This window comes from Enterococcus hirae ATCC 9790 (genome assembly GCF_000271405.2).
In the GTDB taxonomy this organism is placed as follows: Bacteria; Bacillota; Bacilli; order Lactobacillales; family Enterococcaceae; genus Enterococcus_B; species Enterococcus_B hirae.
Genome location: NC_018081.1, coordinates 2,646,907 through 2,666,409, shown reverse-complemented (window position 1 = coordinate 2,666,409; position 19,503 = coordinate 2,646,907). Strand labels below are relative to the sequence as shown.

Here is a 19,503-nt window from a genome sequence, read left to right as displayed (position 1 = left end):
AAAAAGTTTAGAATTGTGATAGAATGAAACATGTATAATTGTGTCCTTTAAAATCGCACTGATTTTCGTTAGTGCGATTTTTTACCGGTTATTCTCCTGAGGTATCTCTTTGACAGATGCCAATTAGCTATTTACAGGGGGTGAAAGCATGGCTCAACGGATTCCTCAAGAAGTCATTGAAACGATTCGTGGACAAACGAATATTGTTGAGGTGATTGGTCAATACGTCCAATTAAAAAAATCTGGAAAGAATTATTTAGGTTTGTGTCCTTTTCATGAAGAACGAACACCATCTTTCTCGGTGGCTGAAGATAAACAGATTTTTCATTGCTTTGGTTGCGGAAAAGGAGGAAACGTCTTTACTTTTCTTCAAGAACTAGAAGGACTTAGTTTCCCAGAAGCAGTCGTCAAAGTTGCTGATTTTGAACAAATTCAGTTAGAAGATCAATGGCGCAAACAAACACTTCCCTTCGAAAATAGCGATTCAATTACAGGAAAATTGATTTTAGCGCATGAAAAAGCCGCAGAAGTATATCATCATATGTTGCTACACACGAAAGTAGGCGAGCAAGCTTTAGATTACTTACTACAACGTGGTTTGACACTAGAATTGATTGAAGAATTTGCGATCGGATTTGCACCGAATGAACGTTCATTTTTGAAACAAGTATTTAAAACTGAAGCATACGATCAAGAAGTGTTGGAACGTTCTGGTTTGTTTATCTCTCATGAGGATGGAGGAATATCTGATCGGTTTTACCAACGTATCATGTTTCCTATCAGAAACCCTCAAGGGCGCACGATTGGTTTTTCTGGACGCTGGCTTGCACCAGAAAAAGGACAAGAAAAAGATCAACCCAAATATTTGAATAGTCCAGAAACAGAATTATTCAATAAAAGACAAGTGTTGTTCAACTTGGATAAAGCACGTAGTGATATCCGAAAAAGCGGTGAAGTTCTTTTATTTGAAGGTTTCATGGATGTCATTGCTTCTTGGCAAGCAGGTGTAAAAAATGGGATAGCTTCCATGGGAACGAGTTTAACGAATCAACAGATCCAGCAGATTGAACGAGTAACCAAAGAACTAGTTTTTTGTTACGATGGAGATAAGGCAGGATTCGAGGCAACGAATCGAGGGATCGAATTGTTACGACAAAATAGTCGATTGCAATTATCAATCGTTGTGATTCCGGAAAAACTTGATCCCGATGAATATTTACGTAAATATGGAAATGACTCCTTTAATGAACTGATCTTTCATGGTCGTGAAACGGTCTTTACTTTCAAGTCACGTTATTTGAAGCAAGACAAGAACCTGGAGAATGAAAAAGATAAAATCCAGTACTTAGAAGAGGTATCGAGAGAACTTAGTCAAGTTGTCTCGCCAATCGAACAAGATATGTATTTATCGCAACTAGCGACCGAATTTCAACTTAGTCGTGAAACCCTGCAAAAGCAAATACGGGATTTTCGCAGGGAAAATCAAACGAATCGAACCAACCAACCAACGACATTGCCAGAACCAGCTATTTCACGGACGGCAATAACGAAAAAGAGACCGCTGACTCAAGTAGAAAAAGCGGAACAAATGCTCTTGTACAGAGTGTTCAAAGAGATATCTGTCCGTAATCTTTTGAAAGAACAGCAATTTCAGTTTATTCATGACATTTATGCAGAAGTATATTTTTTATTCGATGCATTTGTGTCACAACATGATGAATTCAACCTTGCGGAGTTTTTGGACTTTTTGCAAGATGAAAATTTAAGGCGTTTAGTGGTGGAAATCGAGTATTTGCGTGTAGCCGAAGAAAGCACACCAAGAGAAATCCAAGACTTATTGCGTGTAATCAGAAAGTCTAGTTTAGCTGATGAAATAACTTTAAAAAAACAAATGCAGCAAGAGGCTAGAAGAACTGGAAACAAGCAATTAGAATTGGAATTAACGATTGAGATCATTAATTTAACAAAACAGTTAAAACAAGCCGAATAGCTACTCAAGGGGGGCCTTCTTTTATGGCAAATGTAACAGAGAATAAAAAGTATGAAGCAGCAGTAGCAGCTTTTATCAAAGAAAACAAACCAAAAAGACAAGTCGTGTATGATGATCTTTCAAATAAACTTGCAACGCCATTCACATTGAATGCGGATGAGATGGATAAATTGATCCAAAAAGTCGAGGATGCTGGAATCAGCGTTGTTGATGAAAATGGAGATCCATCGATCCATAGCTTGAAGAGTGCAGAGAAAAAAGCGGAACAAGCAAAAACAGAAGATCTGTCAGCACCTACTGGTGTAAAAATCAACGATCCAGTTCGTATGTATTTAAAAGAGATTGGTCGTGTTTCCCTATTAACTGCGGAAGAAGAAGTAGCTCTTGCTTTAAAAATCGAAGAAGGTGATCAAGAAGCAAAACAGCGTTTAGCTGAAGCAAACCTTCGTTTGGTCGTAAGTATTGCTAAGAGATATGTTGGACGTGGCATGCAATTTCTTGATTTGATCCAAGAAGGAAATATGGGCTTGATGAAAGCTGTTGAAAAATTTGACTATCGTAAAGGATTCAAATTTTCAACTTATGCTACATGGTGGATCAGACAAGCAATCACTCGTGCCATCGCTGACCAAGCACGTACGATCCGTATCCCAGTGCATATGGTAGAAACCATCAATAAATTGATCCGTATCCAACGTCAATTACTTCAAGATTTAGGAAGAGAACCGACGCCAGAAGAAATTGGGGCAGAAATGGACCTTCCTACAGAAAAAGTACGTGAAATATTGAAAATTGCGCAAGAGCCAGTTTCTTTAGAAACACCAATTGGTGAAGAAGATGATTCTCATTTAGGAGACTTCATTGAAGACCAAGAAGCTACTAGTCCTGCAGAACATGCGGCTTATGAATTGCTAAAAGAACAATTAGAAGATGTTTTAGATACATTGACTGACCGTGAAGAGAATGTTCTCCGCTTACGTTTTGGTTTAGACGATGGTCGTACCAGAACACTCGAAGAAGTTGGGAAAGTATTCGGAGTAACACGTGAACGTATTCGACAAATTGAAGCGAAAGCGTTACGTAAATTACGCCATCCATCACGCTCAAAACAATTGAAAGATTTCTTAGAGTAAAAATAGGATTCAAATTTTGAATCTTATAGACAATGACTGTCTTTTAAAATAGCGAGTAGCCTTTACTGAAAACAAAGTAGCACGGGATCAGAATAGATGATCTCGTGCTACTTTTTTAGTCAATGGCTGAGTCAAAAGCTTGAACCTGATCATAATAAATAATTGATGCGCTATTAACGTTATGATGATGAAAACATAAATAATTGCGTAACTATGCGTAATTATAAGAAACTTTTTGTAAATTATTTGTTTTATTTTTACGAGTTATACTATTTGATATCCGTTTGATCAAAATAGACTCTTGGCGAAACTTTCAGAATATGGTAGATTAAATGGTAGCGTAAACCTAACAAAAGGAGCCGATCGCTCAGTGATAAAAAAATGCCCAACGTGTGGATCAAAGAAAATCAAAGGAAAGTTGATTTGTCCTGATTGTGGTTACCAAATAAAAGAGCAAGACCAACACACGAATGAAGAAAAGAACAACAGTCAATTACCAATAGATTCTTCAGAAGAACATTTTCCTGACACGGAATTAAATGATCCAATCGAATGGTCAGAATTAACAGAGTTACCATTAGAATCGGTCATGGCCTTGTTTAAAGAAGAATCATCTGAAGAAACGAATCTAGCAGAAACTAATGATGCTGAAGATGTAGTCACTAAAAAGGCAAACAAAAAGCCGTCAACAAGCGAAGAAGGAACTGATTTGAAAAAACAGGCTAAGGGCGATGAATTGACGGATGAAATCGAAGCAGAACAACAAAAAAGAGTAGCTGAATTAAAAGAATTTGTTGATCATGAAAAAGAAAATTCGATTTTATCTGCTTATATCAAAGCTCATAGAGAAGATACAACAGAAGAACATGCAGAAGAATTGATGCGAATGATCCAAGAGGAACTCGCAGCTAAAAATGCCAAAGAGACTGATTCAAAACAAGAAAGTATAGTGCCAGTAACTAACGAACGTGAAACGAAAGAAAAGGAACCAGTTGATACGAACGATAGCGTTGTTCAGCCAACTGACCATCAAGTGATTGATCAAGAAGAAACGTTTGAAACAGCAACAGAAAAAAATAATGAACGCTTAACGGTAACCCAAACTTTAGAAGAAAATCAATTGCTTTCTTCTAAGGAACAAACTGAAGAACCAGTGCCCGCTTCAAAATCGACTCACGTCCAATCGTCGTCAGAAAATCTTTTGATAGGAAAAAAAGAAGTCGAAGAAAAAGCGAGTGCGGAAGATGTCGATAAAAACTCAACCCATGAGGACGAAGCGTTAAACGAAAATTTGAAACCTGAAGTTTCAGAAAAAGATATTCCGAAAGCAGCTCCATTACAAGAGAATCAATCAAACGGAGAAGTTCTAAAAGAAGAAATATCGAAAAAAGAAACAGCAAAAGAAGAAATATCGAAAGAAGAAATATCGAAAGAAGAATCGGTAAAAGAAGAAGAACCAAAAGAAGAAATTCGTAAGAAAGATTCTTCAAAACCAGAAGCTATAGAAAAAACAGAATTATCAAATGAAATCGATCAAAGGACAGAAACGGAACAAAAAGAACCAGTTACATCAGCTAAGTCTGATGAGGGGAAACGAAAAAGATCGAAAAAAGGACCGTATCTGGCTTTAGCAGCAATCGTCTTGCTCGGAGTCGGTGGTTGGGCTTATTATGACCATCAGCAAGATGTTCAGGCGCAAATCGCTGCACAAGAAGAAAGACAAAAACAAAAGGTGGCAGAGCTACAAACTGCCTTGAACGCTTTTTATACAGATCCGTCTCACCAGTTTATCCGTACTTCAATGATCAATCAAGACTTAGCTAAACTAAAGACTGATCTGAATGACGTAAAAAAAGAGAAAGAATATCCTGAATTAGAAAAAACATTCCAGGATATCCAAACCAAAATCAAAGATATTCAACGTGTCAACCAGTTATTTACTTCGGTAGTGATTGACGATGATCATTTAGCAGCTGATCCCAAACTAAAAGAAGATCAAGCCATTCAACCAATGACTACAAATGAAACTGCTTTTGGACGTCTGATCAAGCAAGCGCAAACCGAAGCAGAGGATCAATACAAACAATTGCAGACGGCTAAAGATAAAGTGAACGTTGTCTATCATGATAATCAAGTCGTAGACAGTGCGAACAGAGAGCAGTATGACGAAGCAAAAAATGCTGTAGAGCAAATCAAAAATGAAGAGCTAGCTGTCGCTTTAAAAGATCAACTAAAAAAAGTAGATGAAACCTTGACTGCGAAAGAGCAGAAAGAAGCACAAGCAAAAGAAGAAGCGAAAAAAGCTGAAGAAGCAAAAAAAGCAGCTGAAGCAGCCAAACAAGCTGCAGCTCTGGCTGCACAACAAGCAAAATCTAGTTCAACGACCAATAAGACTAATTCAGCCAATCAACCCATCATGTCAACTCGACAAAGTGATGTGGCTGATGCATCTAATCCAGCATGGAATTGGGCACCAGGAGTCCAACAAAGTGTTATTGCTACTTGTATTCAACGAGGCTACATTGTGGCAGGTGGATATAAACTAGAAAAAGCGAGAATCGAAAATGGTGAAGGTTATTATAATCTTTATGCTACTTCAACCCAATCTAATTTGATGCGTGGAATCGGTGAAAGTGCATTACCATTTTATATTGTGACGATCAATTGTAAAACAGGCTGGTTTGGCGGAAATGGCAGCCATTAATCTGCTAGATAGACAATGATCAAATACTACTCAGATATCGTAGATCGTATGGAACTAAGTGGATGACCATATAGGATCAGATACACGATGTCTGAGTTTTTTTGCGACGACTAAGACCAAACCAACTACTAATCATGGGAACATTATGTTATGATAGCTAAGAAAAGATGGCTGAATCTTTTATAAATAAGGAGAAATAAGATGAATGAATTATTGGCAACAATATTTACCGGAATGGTAATTGATGAAAATGAAAAAAATTACTTTGTCCAGAAAAATGGACAAACTTTTGGATTAAGTAAAACCGAAGGGACCTATCGTATCGGTGAAGCAGTCGAAGGGTTTGGTTATCAAAATCAAAAACATGAAAATCGTTTTACTACGTTGATTCCTAAAAGTCGAATTGGTCATTATGCTTTTGGTACAGTGACTGCTTCACGAAAAGATTTAGGAGTATTCGTCGATATTGGATTACCCGACAAAGATTTTGTAGTCTCATTAGATGAACTACCAACGATGACAGAACTTTGGCCTAAAAAAGGCGATCGTTTAATGGTTGCTTTAAGAGTCGATAGCAAAGACCGAATTTGGGGTAGTTTAGCCGATGAAAAGATTTTTAAATCATTGAGTAAACGTGGAACAGAAGAAATCAAAAATAAAGACATTACAGGTGTTGCTTACCGCTTGAAAATTACCGGAACGTACGTCTTAACAGATGATTATTATATCGGATTTATCCACCCATCAGAACGCTATAATGAGCCGCGCTTAGGTGAACAAGTCAAAGGACGAGTAATTGGTGTGAGACCTGATGGAGTATTGAATCTTTCATTAAAACCAAGAGCATATGAAGCAATCTCTGATGATGCACAAATGATTTTAACGATCATTGAACGATCAGCAGATGAGCAAATCCATTTTACTGACAAATCTGATCCGGAAGATATCATGAAAACTTTTGGTATAAGCAAGGGAGCTTTTAAACGAGCAATCGGCAATCTATTAAAACAAGGACTAGTCAAACAAGAAGCAGGGGTAACGAAACGAATTAGAAAATCTAATTGAGAATACCTTGCATGTTTATCTTAACTAGCTTATAATTATTTTAATTTAGAAAGAGATTCCTTTTGTTTGATTATAATTATTATAAATTGTCGGGGTTGAATACATGGTTATGAATGCGATGTCAGTAATGAAAAAAACGAAACAACAATTACACGAGTCGGGGTTCAAATTAACCCCACAAAGAGAAGCAACTTTACAAGTACTTTTAGAAAATGAGAAAGAACATTTATCGGCAGAAGAAGTCTTTTTTCTAGTGAAAAAAAAGAGTCCAGAAATTGGGTTAGCTACTGTCTATCGGACGTTAGAGATTTTGACCGATTTGAAAGTCATTGATAAAGTCAGCTTCAATGATGGTGTTGCTCGCTATGACTTGAGAAAAGAAGGAGCAAAACATTTCCATCATCATTTATTGTGTTTACGATGTGGCACGATTGAAGAGGTTGAAGAAGATTTATTGTGTGAAGTGGAAGAAATTGTGGAGCAACGGTATCACTTTTTGGTAAAAGATCATCGCTTAACATTTCATGGTATTTGTCAAAAATGTTACACTAAAGAAAAAGAAAGCAAAACCGTCTGATTGCTAGACGGCTTTTTCTTTGCCTAGCTGTAAAATAGACTATCGAAAATGAAGGGTATCTGATATGATAGAAGAGCACGAGGTGGATTATTATGAATGAAGAAATTAATGATTATCTCCACTATTTGACGATTGAACGTGGCTTGTCATTAAATACGAGAAAAAGTTATGAACGAGATTTGTTACAGTATCTTCACTATTTAGAAGATGAGCAAATCACTTCCTGGCAAGATGTCGATCGCTACGTCGTGATCAATTATCTGGAAAAGATGCATGATGAAAAGAAAGCTCCAGCAACCGTGACCAGAATGATTACTAGCTTGAGAAGATTTCATCAATTCTTACGTCAAGAACGATTGACTGATCATGACCCGATGCAACACATTGATACGCCTAAAAAGGTTCAAAAGTTACCTAGCACCTTATCCTTGACTGAGGTTGAACGATTGATCGAAACACCTGATACAACCAAAAATCTAGGGATCAGAGATCGAGCAATTCTAGAAGTCATGTATGCAACAGGTATGCGTGTCAGTGAACTCGTTGGTTTAAAGCTAAGTGATCTTCACTTGTCGCTCGGCTTGGTCCAAACACTTGGTAAAGGGGACAAAGAACGGATCATACCTCTAGGTGATTATGCGATCCAATGGTTGGAGCGGTATCTAGACGAAGCACGCCCCCTCCTTGTAGCGAATCCTTCTGAAACGCATGTATTTGTCAATCATCATGGTACAGGGTTATCACGGCAAGGTATCTGGAAAAACCTTAAACAATTAGTGCGTGAAGCAGGAATCAATAAAGAGGTGACCCCTCATACTTTAAGGCATAGTTTTGCGACACATTTGCTGGAAAATGGTGCAGATCTTCGAACGGTACAGGAATTGTTAGGACATGCTGATATCTCAACAACACAAATTTATACACATATTACAAAGAAAAGAATGACGGATGTTTATAAGCAGCATTTTCCAAGGGCTTAGTCATAGGAAGGTGAAAAAATGTTAACACATTACCGAAAAGAAAATCGTAAAATTGCTATGGGACTGTTAAGTTTTCATAAGAAACTAACGGATAAATCGAATTTACTCAAAGAAATCAATACCTATGAAACAGAAGAAGGATATGAACTTTTTTTCTTCACACCAGAAGGTTCAACGAATATTCAAGGAATCATTGGTGTTTATTGGGGTGAAAATCAGGAATTGATTATTCACGATGTTTCATTGAATCCATCTTATCGGGGAGATCAGATGGGCTTTCAAATGCTTGATGAACTTCAAGAAAAATACCCAGACTTTTCCATACGACCAACAGAGATTACCCGTCCATATCTCGCAAAATGGGTCGATCGAAACAAGAAGAAAGAGTGAATATGGTGACAGAAATCAATATCAAATTAGATATATTTGAAGGACCCTTAGATTTACTCCTTCATTTGATCCAGCAAATGGAGATCGATATTTATGATATCCCGATTGCAACGATCACTGAGCAATACATGAGTTATATCCATACGATGAAAACTCTTGAACTTGCTGTTGCTGGAGAATATCTAGTGATGGCTGCCACGTTGATGGCGATCAAAAGCAAAACTTTGTTACCTGTTCAAGAAGCAATCATTGAAGATGAGTATTGGGAAGAGGACCCGCGTGACGAATTAGTCAATCAATTATTGGAATATCGAAAGTATAAGTATGCTGCAGAGCAGTTAACCGAAAAAGCCCAAGAGAGAAGCTTATATTATACGAAAGAACCAGTTGCAGTAGACGATCTCATTGGACAAGAGAAACCATTGAAACGTGGACAAGTCAAAAAGATTGATTTGTTTCATGCGATGGAAAAAATCTTAGAGCGAAAGAAATTCTCAGAGAAAGTTGAAAAAACGATTACTCCTGATGATACAACAATTGAAGAACGTATCATCTTTATTGAAGAGCGTCTTAAGCAACATCATAAGGGATGCTCTTTTGAGTCTTTTTTTGAAACGCCTTCGAAAACAGAAGTAGTCACTACATTTATGGCTTTATTAGAAATGATGAAAAATGGTCAGATCGTTGCGCAACAAGAAGGAAATTATGAAACAATTATGCTTTATCTAGCAGTAGGAGATACCAAAGATGACAAAATTAAGTGAACTTGAAGCCATTTTATTTATTGTTGGCGAGGAAGGAATCGGGTTAGAAGAAATCAGCTATCTGTTAACTATTACGAAAGAAGAGACAGTGGCTTTATTAACGGAATTAAAAACAAGATATGAAAATGATCCAGCTAGTGCTTTGCATATTTTGGAAACAGAGGCACATGTCGTTTTAACAACCAAAAAAGAGTTAGCGCCATTGTTGAAACGCTATGCCCAAGGGACGTCTAATACTCTCTCACAAGCAGCTGTCGAAACGTTGGCGATCATTGCATATAAACAACCGATTACCAGAGTAGAAATCGAACAAATTCGTGGGGTTCAAGTCTCAGGTGCCATTCAACGGCTAGCTGCTCATCAGTTGATTGAAGAAAAAGGACGCGTGGAAGGACCTGGACGACCTATTTTGTATGGGACGACTCCTTATTTTTTAGATTATTTTGGTCTCAACTCATTAAAAGACTTACCAGATATACAAGCAATGGAGCATTCATTAAACGAAGAGTCTTCACTCGACTTATTCTTTGATGAAATGGATGAAGGAGAACAGATATAATGGAAAGACTACAAAAAGTAATTGCGCATGCAGGGATCACTTCCAGACGTAAAGCGGAAGAATATATTTTGGCTGGACGAGTAAAAGTCAACGGCAAAGTAGTAAAAGAACTCGGAGTAAAAGTTAGCAAACGTGATTTGATCGAAGTAGATGAAGTGCCGATTTATCAAGAAGAATACGGGTACTATTTACTATATAAACCAAAAGGCGTGATTTCCGCTGTTGCTGATGACAAGGGGCGAAAAGTCGTAACTGATTTGCTTCCAATGGTGAAAGAACGAATTTATCCAGTAGGACGATTAGATTATGATACTTCGGGTATACTGCTCTTGACTAATGACGGTGATTTTGCGCAACGTTTGACCCACCCGAAACATGAAGTAGACAAAGTATATGTGGCGAAAGTCAAAGGGATTGCTACTAAAACAATGTTATCTCCCTTGACGAAAGGGATAAAAATCGAAGGGAAACGAACTTCACCAGCACGTTACCAAATATTATCTGTGGATCCTAAGACAAATCATAGTATCGTTGAATTGACTATCCATGAAGGTAGAAATCATCAAGTAAAAAATATGCTTCAAGCAGTTGGCTTACCTGTTCAAAAATTAAAACGAGAAAAATACGGCGATTTGACGCTTCAAGGCTTACGCCCTGGCGACTATCGTGAGTTGAACAAAAAAGAAGTCAGCAGTTTATTGAATCAATCAAAATGATTACTTACTTATTATAAGAATAAATGATTGCATTTTTTCTCAAGCGATGTATAATGTAAAGGTAAACAAAATTATAAATGGTTCGTCTTCAGGGGCAGGGTGAAATTCCCGACCGGTGGTTATAGTCCACGACCTACTTTACCTAAGTAGCTGAATCGGTGAAATTCCGATACCGACAGTATAGTCTGGATAAAGAAGATAGAGCTTATTTGACGTAGTTTTTTGCCAAATAACTCTAACTCTCCCTGTTATTGGAGAGTTTTTTTATTTGCAAAAAGTTCGTCGAAAAGTTCGCTGAAGAGGAGTCCTAACAGGAGGATTTCAAATGAAGAACACCCGTGTACAAAAAATGGTCGCTGTGGCATTATTTGCTGCGATCGGATTGGTTTTGCAATATATCGCATTTCCGATCATGCCAGCCTTTAGTTTTTTAAAGATCGATTTTAGTGATATCCCAGTACTGATCAGTATGTTTTTATTTGGTCCAGTTGCTGGATTGGTTACAGCTTTCTTACGATCGATCTTACACTTGATCACTACCGGCTTTTCACCAGATAATTTGGTAGGAGATACAGCCAGCTTTTTAGCAACAGCTATCTTTACCTTACCTATTTTCTACTTCTTCCGTAAGAAGACTCAAGTAGGAAAAAATAAGTTTTTAGGTGTGATTTCTGGTACGATCGCAATGACGATCTTCATGAGTGTCGCAAACTATTTTGTGATTACCCCATTGTACCTTATGTTTTTAGGTTTAAATGCTAATCAAATGTTAGGGATGCCGTTAGCTAATTATGTCCTGATCGGAATCGTCCCATTTAATATCATTAAAGGATTTATCGTCAGTGCTGCCTTTTTGGTTTTACACGCAAAATTATTGCCATGGTTAAGTCGGAAACAACACCAGTTGGCACAAAGACATACAGTGACGAACAACAAATAAATAGTACAGCAGCTCATGCTCGTTTATCCATTTTCAGAGGGAAGCATGAATTGATGCCACTTTCTTAATTATTTTATCATTAAAAAAATCAGTCAAGGCTCCATAACTTTTACAATATAAAAAGTTATGGAGCCGTTTTTGTAAGTACTAGTATTTCTGAAAAAGTAGTCCAACGATTAGAAAAAAAAGGGATGAGAAAATAAAAATTGTTTTTTCTAAAAAGAATTCAAGGAAATAAAAAAATATCGGAAATTTTAATGAAAAAAAATTCATTAACCTATGTTGTGTAAGCGTTTTATAAACGGTGTTTGAGTATTTCTTTTGTTTATGCATAAAAATGTATTTTATGATTCAAAATGTGAAATTAATCACTTTTTGAATGATAAATAGTTTTGTTATAATGGAAGAGGAAAACGCTACAATTGTATTGAAAAAGCTTTACCTTAAATTTTATAGAGAAAGGAGTGAAAGCAGGATTTTTGAATAAAATTTGCCGAATCAATAGGTTATTGTTTTGGTTATCGTATTCTTTTTGATAAAATAACTGATGGAATCACTCTTATAAGATTCTAATGTTACAAGAAAGGGAGAAGAACATGGAACAAACAAAGAAGAAACAATTTCAAATGCCTTCAGCGTATACGGTCTTATTTATTATTATTGCGATTATCGCTGTACTAACTTGGTTCATACCAGCTGGACATTATAGTGTCAATGATGCAGGCAACATCATTGCTGGATCATATGAACGAGTAGAGCAAAATCCTCAGGGGCTATGGGATATCTTTATGGCACCGATTAATGGGATGCTAGGTGTACCTGCTGGGGAATTAACGAAAGAAACACCGGCTGCTATTCCAATTTCATTCTTTATTTTAGTTGTGGGTGGTTTCTTAGGTATTATCAATAAAACTGGTGCTTTGGATGCAGGGATTGCTTCCGTTGTAAAACGCTTTAAAGGAAAAGAAAAAATGTTGATCCCTGTGTTGATGATCTTATTTGCATTAGGTGGTTCAACTTATGGTATGGCGGAAGAAACTATTCCGTTCTATGCTTTATTGATTCCTGTTATGATGGCTGTTGGGTTTGATACAGTTGTTGCAGTAGCTATCGTTTTAGTAGGGTCACAAGTTGGTTGTTTAGCTTCAACCGTTAATCCATTTGCTACTGGGGTCGCTTCTCAAGCAGTTGGTATCTCAATGGGTGAAGGAATCGGGTTACGTTTCTTGATGTTCGTGGTACTATTGGCTATCTCAATTGCTTATGTCTACCGTTACGCATCTAAAGTGGAAAAAGACCCAACGAAATCACTTGTATATAAACAACGTGAAGAAGACATCAAACATTTTGATATCGATTCAATTGGTCGTCAAGAATCAATTACTAAAAGACAAAAACATGTAAATATCCTATTTTTCATTACCTTTGGTATTATGATCATTAGTTTGATTCCTTGGACAACATTGAATAAAAACTTTACGATTTTTGAATCATTAACTAACTGGTTAACAGGGTTACCTGTAGTCGGAACTGTTTTAGGTAAAAACATGCTTCCTTTAGGAGAATGGTATTTCCCAGAAATTACCATGTTGTTCTTAGTGATGGCTATTGTAGTGGCAATCACTTACGGAATGAAAGAATCAGTCTTTATTTCTGAATTCTTAGCAGGAGCTTCAGATTTGATCGGTGTTGCGATCGTGGTAGCTGTTGCACGTGGTATCCAAGTTGTGATGAATAATGGTTTAATTACTGATACGATCTTACATTGGGGTGAACAAGGATTAAGTTCATTGTCATCTAGTGTCTTCTTGATCTTAACGTTTATCTTCTATATCCCTATGTCATTCTTGATCCCATCAACTTCTGGACTAGCAGCAGCTACTATGGGAATCATGGGACCAATGGGTGAATTTGCAGGCGTTGGTAAAGATTTAGTTATCACTGCTTATCAATCAGCATCTGGTTTGGTCAACTTGATCACACCAACATCAGCAATCGTTATGGGGGCTGTTGCGATCGCTCGTTTTGATATTTCCGTTTGGTGGAAATTCACAGGAAAATTGATTGCTATCCTATTTGTAGCCATTTGTGTTATCTTAGGTGTAGCGGCAATGTTATAACAAAGTAGACAAAACCGTTGACTTAGAGTGTACATGGTTTTTTACTTGATGTGAATGGACAAGATCCAAGCTCAACTATTTATTGTTTGAAAAAAGAGGTTGTGTCTGTTGTTTTGACATAACCTTTTTATTATATTAGGAGGCTAGTAACATGAAACAATTTGTAACAAAACAACATCATGAACAAGCATTGGAATCTTTAAATGAATTGATTCGAATCCCTTCAGTTCTGGACGAATCAGATACTGGTGAAGGGCATCCTTTTGGGACAAAAGTGATCGAAGCATTGGATAAAGTGTTAGAAATCAGTGAAAATCTAGGATTTAAGACATTTAAAGATCCAGAAGGATATTATGGTTATGCGGAAGTCGGATCTGGCGATGAGCTATTTGGTATCTTGTGTCATATGGATGTCGTTCCAGCTGGCGATGAAAACAATTGGGATTCTAAACCATTTGAACCAACTGTCAAAGATGGTTGGTTGATTGGACGAGGATCACAAGATGACAAGGGACCTTCTATCGCTGCAATGTATGCTGTCAAAGCGTTGATGGATGCAGGCGTTGAATTTAATACACGTATCCGATTTATTTTTGGAACCGATGAAGAAAACTTGTGGCGTTGTTTAGATAAATACAACGAAAAAGAAGAAGGTATTACGCAAGGATTCGCACCAGATGCAGAGTTTCCATTGATTTATGCTGAAAAAGGATTACTACAAGCTTACCTAACTGGACCGGGAACATCTGAATTTTCAGTTAAAGCTGGTGGCGCACTGAATGTCGTTCCAGATGCAGCTCCTTATGCTGGTGAAAAATTAGCTGAAGTCAAAGAAGCATTGAAAAAACATGGATTTGACTTTGAAGATCAAGGAGAATCAATTGTCGTTCTTGGAAAAAGTATCCATGCCAAAGATGCAGCAGAAGGTGTCAATGCAATCTCTCGTTTAGCGATTGCTCTTTCTGAAGTATTTGATTTTGCTCCAATCAACTTCTTAGGTCAATTAGTTCAAGAAAATGCTACTGGTGAAAACGTGGTAGGAAAAACGGTGGATGAACAATCTGGCGAATTGACAATGAACTTTGCTAGTCTGGAAATCACTCCTGAACAAACTAAAATCGGGGTCGACATGCGTATCCCAGTAACTTTCAAAAAAGATGAACTCGTAGAAAAACTAACAGAAACTGCTAAAAAGTATGACTTGACTTATGAAGAATTTGACTTCTTAAATTCCCTTTATGTTCCATTAGACAGTGAATTGATCAAAAATCTTTTAGGAACTTACCGTGATATTACTGGTGATATGACTGAACCATTTGTATCTGGCGGTGCAACTTTTGCGCGGACGATGAACCAATGTGTAGCATTTGGTGCAATGTTCCCAGATACCCCTGATTTTATGCATCAGGCAAATGAACGTTGGGAACTAAGCAGCATGTACAAAGCAATGGAAATCTATGCAGAAGCTGTTTACCGTTTGTGTGGAAAATAATCATTTGAAATGCTCAACTAAATACACTTTAGTTCAATAGAGAACGAAACTGCTCTCTTACTGTTAAAGGCTGATGAAGGTCAATGTACATTCATCAGCCTTTTTTTTTGTTATAGTGGGTCTTGTTGAGGGGAAGAGTCAGGTCTAAGAAAGATCGCATTTAGTGCCACTGGCTAAACAAATTTATTCTTTTTCAAGAAAAAAGAGTTGCAATTTATTCGTATTTTATTTAGTGTGAATTTATAATCGATCAATAGGTACGATAAAAGGAGAATAGGTGAGAGATGTGAAGATATTTAAGCGAGTATTAATTGGTATAATTATTTTTTTGGGGCTAGCAGGAGGCGCTGGGTACTACTATTTACAACAAAATACCTATGAACCATCTAGTCAAGCAAGTCAAATAGCCCAAAATGGAAAGGATAAAAAAGATTATTTATTTTTTGAGACGAAAGAAAAAAGTCAAAAACCACTGGTTATTTTTTATCCAGGTGCTTTGGTTGAACCAGCTAGTTATAGTGTCTGGGCTGAACAATTAGCAAAAAGTGGGTACTCCGTAGCAATCGCTAAGATGCCTCTTGACTTAGCCATACTTAGTGGGAATAAGGCAGATAAGATCAAAGAAGACTTTTCAAATCGAAATTATGTGATTGGTGGACACTCATTGGGGGGCGTCATGGCGAGTCGCTATGCTAATCAGCATTCTTCTGACAAACACTTAAAAGGAATCTTTTTCTTAGCAAGCTATCCTGATGAAAAAGGTACATTGGCGAAAACGACGTTACCTGTATTAAGCCTGACTGCGTCTAATGATAAAGTCTTGAATCAAAAAGCCTATGAATCAGCTAAAGAATATTTACCTGAGCAAACAGAATATGTTTCGATTAATGGAGGAAATCATGGCGGATTTGGCAGCTATGGGGAACAAAAGGGAGACGGTAAAGCTAAGATTACAAACGAAGACCAACAAACAGCGATTACCAATACGTTAATCAATTGGTTAGGAGAATAGAGTTCCAGACCTAAATCTTACAGCTCACTTTAAAAATGAGTAAAAAGTGTGCATCAGCTCTTTGAAAAAAGCTTGAATTTTTTTAAACATGAGAAACTGTTAAAAAAAATTCAAGCTTATTGTTATCGTAGCTTCCCGCTTCTTTCATGACTTTATCTAAGGCAGTTCAGAAGTCCATTTATCAGAAACTTTGCCGAAGAGCTACATAAGTCACAATCTTTATATAAATAGACTAGAGATAAATCAACTCAAACTTTCACTTGAACATAGAAAGAAATTTGTTCAGACACCATTTCCAGGTCAACTGCCTACTTTTCAAATCATCATTGTTAGAAACACTTACATTGATCTATATTCATTTGGTTAACTAGTTTTCATGATTTCTCTAATAAAATAGCTCTTACTGGACATTTTTGATAAGCTTTTCTGACGGCTTCCTCGTCAGTTTGAGAAACAAATTGCTGATGAGCTTCTGGTTCTTGGGCAAATAAAACGATTCCTTCTTCATCATAATCAAAGATATCTGGGGCTTCGATTTGACAAAGACCACAAGCGATACAGCGCTCAGGTACTAATTTACATAGTAATGACATTTTGACCATCCTATTCTTAAGGGGAGTAATATGACTTCATTTATTTTAGCTTTATTTTCAACAAGAAACAAGTTAAGGATCAGCTCCTTATACCAAGTTATCACAGGAAAACGAACGAGTTCGGTATTGATTTATAGTTTTTTAAACCATTTATTATTTATACATGGTAGTTTTCCTAAAATGAATCAAGAAGAATTTACACGTATCATTGACCAATTAGTTGACCAAAAGTTCCTTATTCAGCTAGAAGATGGCGTGATGATCACTCATTTAGGTGAAAAAGCTTTAGCAGAAGAAATAATTGATCTAGAAGGGCTCCATTATGATCGTTATGGAAGAACCGCTGAGAATTGTTGGCGGTTGATCAAGTTTGCTGTTCAAGTTGTCTCTCATCTGGTAAATAATAAAAAGGAATACTTACCGATTGAAACTAGTCCCTATTATACTATCCAAGTAAAAAAATGGTTAGCTGACACACAACTAGATCGACAAACCTTAGCAAAAAAATTAAGCCAAGAACTGAGTGAAATCTTTTCAACGATGACATCTGAATCGGCTAACTTTCTGGCCAATCAATTTTCAGGTATCCAGTCACCTGGTCTATTAACTTATCAATTAACAGAAATAACCAATGAAGTGCAACGTGAATTGTATGAAGCAAAGCAAGTACACCTGCTGCTAAAAACAATCGAAGAAAAAAAAGATTCGTTGCTTTTTCAATTGGTTTCACCACTACTTATGCAAAACTTCAATCAAAGTATGTTAACGACGAGAAAACTGATTTTATCTGGATGCTCAATTGATGAAGTAATGAAGATACGTCATTTAAAAAGAGGAACAGTAACCGATCATTTGATCGAATGGCAACTTTATTTAACTGATTTTCCTTATCAAAAAATGATCACCAAGCAGACATTTAAGCGACTAAGTCAACTATCGAACATCAAAGAATGGAATTATCGAGAATTAAATGAAGTCGCACCACTAGACTATGGAGAGTTTCGTTTTTATCAAATTGGTGTATTGAAAGGGGAACTGAAGAATGTCGCTGAAGGATGAACTACAAAAACGTTTTGGATTTACTTCGTTTCGTTCAGGACAAGAAGAAATCATCCAGTCTTTATTGAATGACCAAGATGTCCTCGCAGTGTTACCGACAGGAAATGGAAAAAGCCTATGCTACCAACTGACCGGTTATCTGCGTGAAGGAATAGTTATCATTGTTTCACCTTTGCTTTCATTGATGGAGGATCAGGTGATGCAACTACAGAAACAAGGAGAAAAGCGAGTTGTTGCTTTCAATAGTTTACTATCTAGAACGGAACGATATTATGTGTTAAATCATTTGTCCGATTATAAATTTTTATTTTTAAGTCCAGAAATGTTGACGCAAAAAGATGTGATAGAACAATTACAAAAACAAAAAATTGGGTTATATGTGATCGATGAGGCGCATTGCGTTTCTCAGTGGGGGGTAGATTTCCGTCCGGAATACCAACAACTAGGAGAAATTGCTCAGAAATTAGGCTCTCCAGTAACGCTTGCCTTGACAGCAACCGCTACTACAGCCGTGCAACATGATATTGAAACTGTCTTGTTTCAAGAAGTGCCAGTTCGAATTATCCATTCGGTTAATCGACAAAATATTGCTTTATATGTCAAAAAGACTTCCCAAAAAGAAGCTGATCTAGAGGACCTGATGAAACAAGCAAAAGGCTCGATGATTATTTATTGTGCGACAAAGAAAGAGGTAGAGCGTTTGTATCAGCTATTTCGCTCACGTTTTACTATCGGCTATTATCATGGTGGATTAGAGGCATCACAAAGGCGACAGTTGCAACAACAATTTAGTCAAAATAAACTTCAATTTTTGATTGCGACGAATGCTTTTGGTATGGGCATCGATAAGCCAGATATCCGTTATGTTGTCCATTACGATTTACCAGATAGTTTAGAAAATTATGTTCAAGAAATCGGGCGTGCGGGAAGAGACCAACAGGCGAGTGAAGCGATTCTTTTATACAAAGAAAATGACGAACGCATTCATTATTTTTTTAATCAACTTTCTAGAGAACAACGACAAAGTTTTGAAATTTATCTGCAATATCATAGCAATGAACAAGAACAATTCGATGAGATTCAACAAAAATGGTTAGAAATAATTGCACAAACGAGCAATCCGCAAGAGTGGTTAAATCGGCTAAAACGTCAAGAAAAAGAAAAGGAATATCGACTACAACAAATGCTTCATTATGTCAATGCAAAGACTTGTCGAAGAGCGCTGATTCTTGAATACTTTGGGGAGAAACTGATAAAAAAACCAGAAAAATGTTGTGATATTGATGGAGCGGTCCTTACGAGTCAGGAAAATAGAGAAGTCAGCCCATCTGTAGAGCTAAAACAGTGGCAAGATATTTTACTAAATTTATTTTAAAAAAACATTGGATAGAAAATTTATAAGACAATCG

Annotated in this window: 17 protein-coding genes and 1 riboswitch; of the genes, 16 read left to right on the top strand and 1 reads right to left on the bottom strand. The window is 36.9% G+C overall.

Annotated elements, in window-relative coordinates:
• The first annotated feature begins 148 nt into the window (after positions 1 to 148).
• From dnaG to EHR_RS12555, 14 genes are all read left to right on the top strand, one after another.
• The gene (gene dnaG, locus EHR_RS12620) at positions 149 to 1,990 is read left to right on the top strand and encodes a DNA primase (RefSeq protein WP_010719587.1); all 1,842 of its coding nucleotides are present in this window, start codon (positions 149 to 151) and stop codon (positions 1,988 to 1,990) included.
• Positions 1,991 to 2,013: 23 nt separating this feature from the next.
• The gene (rpoD, locus tag EHR_RS12615; RefSeq protein WP_010719586.1) at positions 2,014 to 3,123 is read left to right on the top strand and encodes an RNA polymerase sigma factor RpoD; all 1,110 of its coding nucleotides are present in this window, start codon (positions 2,014 to 2,016) and stop codon (positions 3,121 to 3,123) included.
• Positions 3,124 to 3,493: 370 nt separating this feature from the next.
• Positions 3,494 to 5,827, top strand: coding sequence for a cell division site-positioning protein MapZ family protein (locus EHR_RS12610; protein ID WP_010737344.1), 2,334 nt, complete (start codon positions 3,494 to 3,496; stop codon positions 5,825 to 5,827).
• A 201-nt stretch (positions 5,828 to 6,028) separates the two neighbouring features.
• On the top strand, positions 6,029 to 6,892 hold the full coding sequence (locus EHR_RS12605; protein WP_010737345.1) for a CvfB family protein: 864 nt from the start codon (positions 6,029 to 6,031) through the stop codon (positions 6,890 to 6,892).
• 103 nt (positions 6,893 to 6,995) lie between these two features.
• Positions 6,996 to 7,469: a ferric iron uptake transcriptional regulator gene (fur, locus tag EHR_RS12600; RefSeq protein ID WP_010719583.1), complete on the top strand. Its 474-nt coding sequence runs from the start codon at positions 6,996 to 6,998 to the stop codon at positions 7,467 to 7,469.
• A 92-nt stretch (positions 7,470 to 7,561) separates the two neighbouring features.
• Positions 7,562 to 8,449 (top strand): site-specific tyrosine recombinase XerD, encoded by an 888-nt coding sequence (xerD, locus tag EHR_RS12595; RefSeq protein ID WP_010719582.1) that lies wholly within the window; start codon positions 7,562 to 7,564, stop codon positions 8,447 to 8,449.
• 18 nt (positions 8,450 to 8,467) lie between these two features.
• On the top strand, positions 8,468 to 8,839 hold the full coding sequence (locus tag EHR_RS12590; RefSeq protein WP_010719581.1) for a hypothetical protein: 372 nt from the start codon (positions 8,468 to 8,470) through the stop codon (positions 8,837 to 8,839).
• Positions 8,836 to 9,603 (top strand): segregation/condensation protein A, encoded by a 768-nt coding sequence (locus EHR_RS12585; RefSeq protein WP_277749450.1) that lies wholly within the window; start codon positions 8,836 to 8,838, stop codon positions 9,601 to 9,603. The genes EHR_RS12590 and EHR_RS12585 overlap by 4 nt, the downstream gene beginning before the upstream one ends.
• Entirely contained in the window at positions 9,587 to 10,162 is a 576-nt protein-coding gene (gene scpB, locus EHR_RS12580) for an SMC-Scp complex subunit ScpB (protein ID WP_010719579.1), read from the top strand. The genes EHR_RS12585 and scpB overlap by 17 nt, the downstream gene beginning before the upstream one ends.
• Positions 10,162 to 10,878, top strand: a complete 717-nt coding sequence (locus EHR_RS12575; protein WP_010719578.1) for a pseudouridine synthase — start codon at positions 10,162 to 10,164, stop codon at positions 10,876 to 10,878. Before scpB ends, EHR_RS12575 begins: the two co-directional genes overlap by 1 nt.
• An 80-nt stretch (positions 10,879 to 10,958) precedes the next feature.
• A riboswitch (FMN riboswitch) is annotated at positions 10,959 to 11,082 on the top strand.
• Between the two features lie 121 nt (positions 11,083 to 11,203).
• Positions 11,204 to 11,818, top strand: a complete 615-nt coding sequence (locus tag EHR_RS12570) for an ECF transporter S component (RefSeq protein WP_010737347.1) — start codon at positions 11,204 to 11,206, stop codon at positions 11,816 to 11,818.
• A gap of 596 nt (positions 11,819 to 12,414) precedes the next feature.
• The gene (locus EHR_RS12565) at positions 12,415 to 13,938 is read left to right on the top strand and encodes a YfcC family protein (protein ID WP_010719576.1); all 1,524 of its coding nucleotides are present in this window, start codon (positions 12,415 to 12,417) and stop codon (positions 13,936 to 13,938) included.
• Between the two features lie 151 nt (positions 13,939 to 14,089).
• A complete protein-coding gene (locus EHR_RS12560) occupies positions 14,090 to 15,430 on the top strand; it encodes a M20 family metallopeptidase (protein WP_010737348.1) in 1,341 nt (446 codons plus the stop codon).
• Positions 15,431 to 15,716: 286 nt separating this feature from the next.
• The gene (locus EHR_RS12555) at positions 15,717 to 16,442 is read left to right on the top strand and encodes an alpha/beta hydrolase (RefSeq protein WP_025480478.1); all 726 of its coding nucleotides are present in this window, start codon (positions 15,717 to 15,719) and stop codon (positions 16,440 to 16,442) included.
• Between the two features lie 374 nt (positions 16,443 to 16,816).
• On the opposite strand, the gene EHR_RS12550 is transcribed toward EHR_RS12555, so the two are convergent.
• Positions 16,817 to 17,035: a ferredoxin gene (locus tag EHR_RS12550; protein WP_010719573.1), complete on the bottom strand. Its 219-nt coding sequence runs from the start codon at positions 17,033 to 17,035 to the stop codon at positions 16,817 to 16,819.
• A gap of 30 nt (positions 17,036 to 17,065) precedes the next feature.
• Here EHR_RS12550 and EHR_RS12545 point away from each other — a divergent pair, with 30 nt between their 5' ends.
• Together EHR_RS12545 and EHR_RS12540 are read left to right on the top strand one after the other, a co-directional pair.
• Positions 17,066 to 18,094, top strand: coding sequence for a helix-turn-helix domain-containing protein (locus EHR_RS12545; RefSeq protein WP_010737350.1), 1,029 nt, complete (start codon positions 17,066 to 17,068; stop codon positions 18,092 to 18,094).
• Positions 18,078 to 19,469 carry a RecQ family ATP-dependent DNA helicase gene (locus EHR_RS12540; RefSeq protein ID WP_010737351.1) on the top strand — a complete coding sequence of 464 codons (1,392 nt, stop codon included), beginning with the start codon at positions 18,078 to 18,080 and terminating at the stop codon, positions 19,467 to 19,469. The genes EHR_RS12545 and EHR_RS12540 overlap by 17 nt, the downstream gene beginning before the upstream one ends.
• Positions 19,470 to 19,503 lie beyond the last annotated feature (34 nt).

What these genes read in the sequence shown, in the direction of transcription:
- EHR_RS12575 (WP_010719578.1), top strand. Translation starts at nt 10,162, where the DNA reads ATGGAAAGACTACAAAAAGTAATTGCGCATGCAGGGATCACTTCCAGA.
- xerD (WP_010719582.1), top strand. Translation starts at nt 7,562, where the DNA reads ATGAATGAAGAAATTAATGATTATCTCCACTATTTGACGATTGAACGT.
- scpB (WP_010719579.1), top strand. Translation starts at nt 9,587, where the DNA reads ATGACAAAATTAAGTGAACTTGAAGCCATTTTATTTATTGTTGGCGAG.
- EHR_RS12590 (WP_010719581.1), top strand. Translation starts at nt 8,468, where the DNA reads ATGTTAACACATTACCGAAAAGAAAATCGTAAAATTGCTATGGGACTG.
- EHR_RS12545 (WP_010737350.1), top strand. Translation starts at nt 17,066, where the DNA reads ATGACTTCATTTATTTTAGCTTTATTTTCAACAAGAAACAAGTTAAGG.
- EHR_RS12560 (WP_010737348.1), top strand. Translation starts at nt 14,090, where the DNA reads ATGAAACAATTTGTAACAAAACAACATCATGAACAAGCATTGGAATCT.
- dnaG (WP_010719587.1), top strand. Translation starts at nt 149, where the DNA reads ATGGCTCAACGGATTCCTCAAGAAGTCATTGAAACGATTCGTGGACAA.
- EHR_RS12570 (WP_010737347.1), top strand. Translation starts at nt 11,204, where the DNA reads ATGAAGAACACCCGTGTACAAAAAATGGTCGCTGTGGCATTATTTGCT.
- EHR_RS12540 (WP_010737351.1), top strand. Translation starts at nt 18,078, where the DNA reads ATGTCGCTGAAGGATGAACTACAAAAACGTTTTGGATTTACTTCGTTT.
- EHR_RS12550 (WP_010719573.1), bottom strand. Translation starts at nt 17,035, where the DNA reads ATGTCATTACTATGTAAATTAGTACCTGAGCGCTGTATCGCTTGTGGT.
- fur (WP_010719583.1), top strand. Translation starts at nt 6,996, where the DNA reads ATGGTTATGAATGCGATGTCAGTAATGAAAAAAACGAAACAACAATTA.
- EHR_RS12565 (WP_010719576.1), top strand. Translation starts at nt 12,415, where the DNA reads ATGGAACAAACAAAGAAGAAACAATTTCAAATGCCTTCAGCGTATACG.
- rpoD (WP_010719586.1), top strand. Translation starts at nt 2,014, where the DNA reads ATGGCAAATGTAACAGAGAATAAAAAGTATGAAGCAGCAGTAGCAGCT.
- EHR_RS12605 (WP_010737345.1), top strand. Translation starts at nt 6,029, where the DNA reads ATGAATGAATTATTGGCAACAATATTTACCGGAATGGTAATTGATGAA.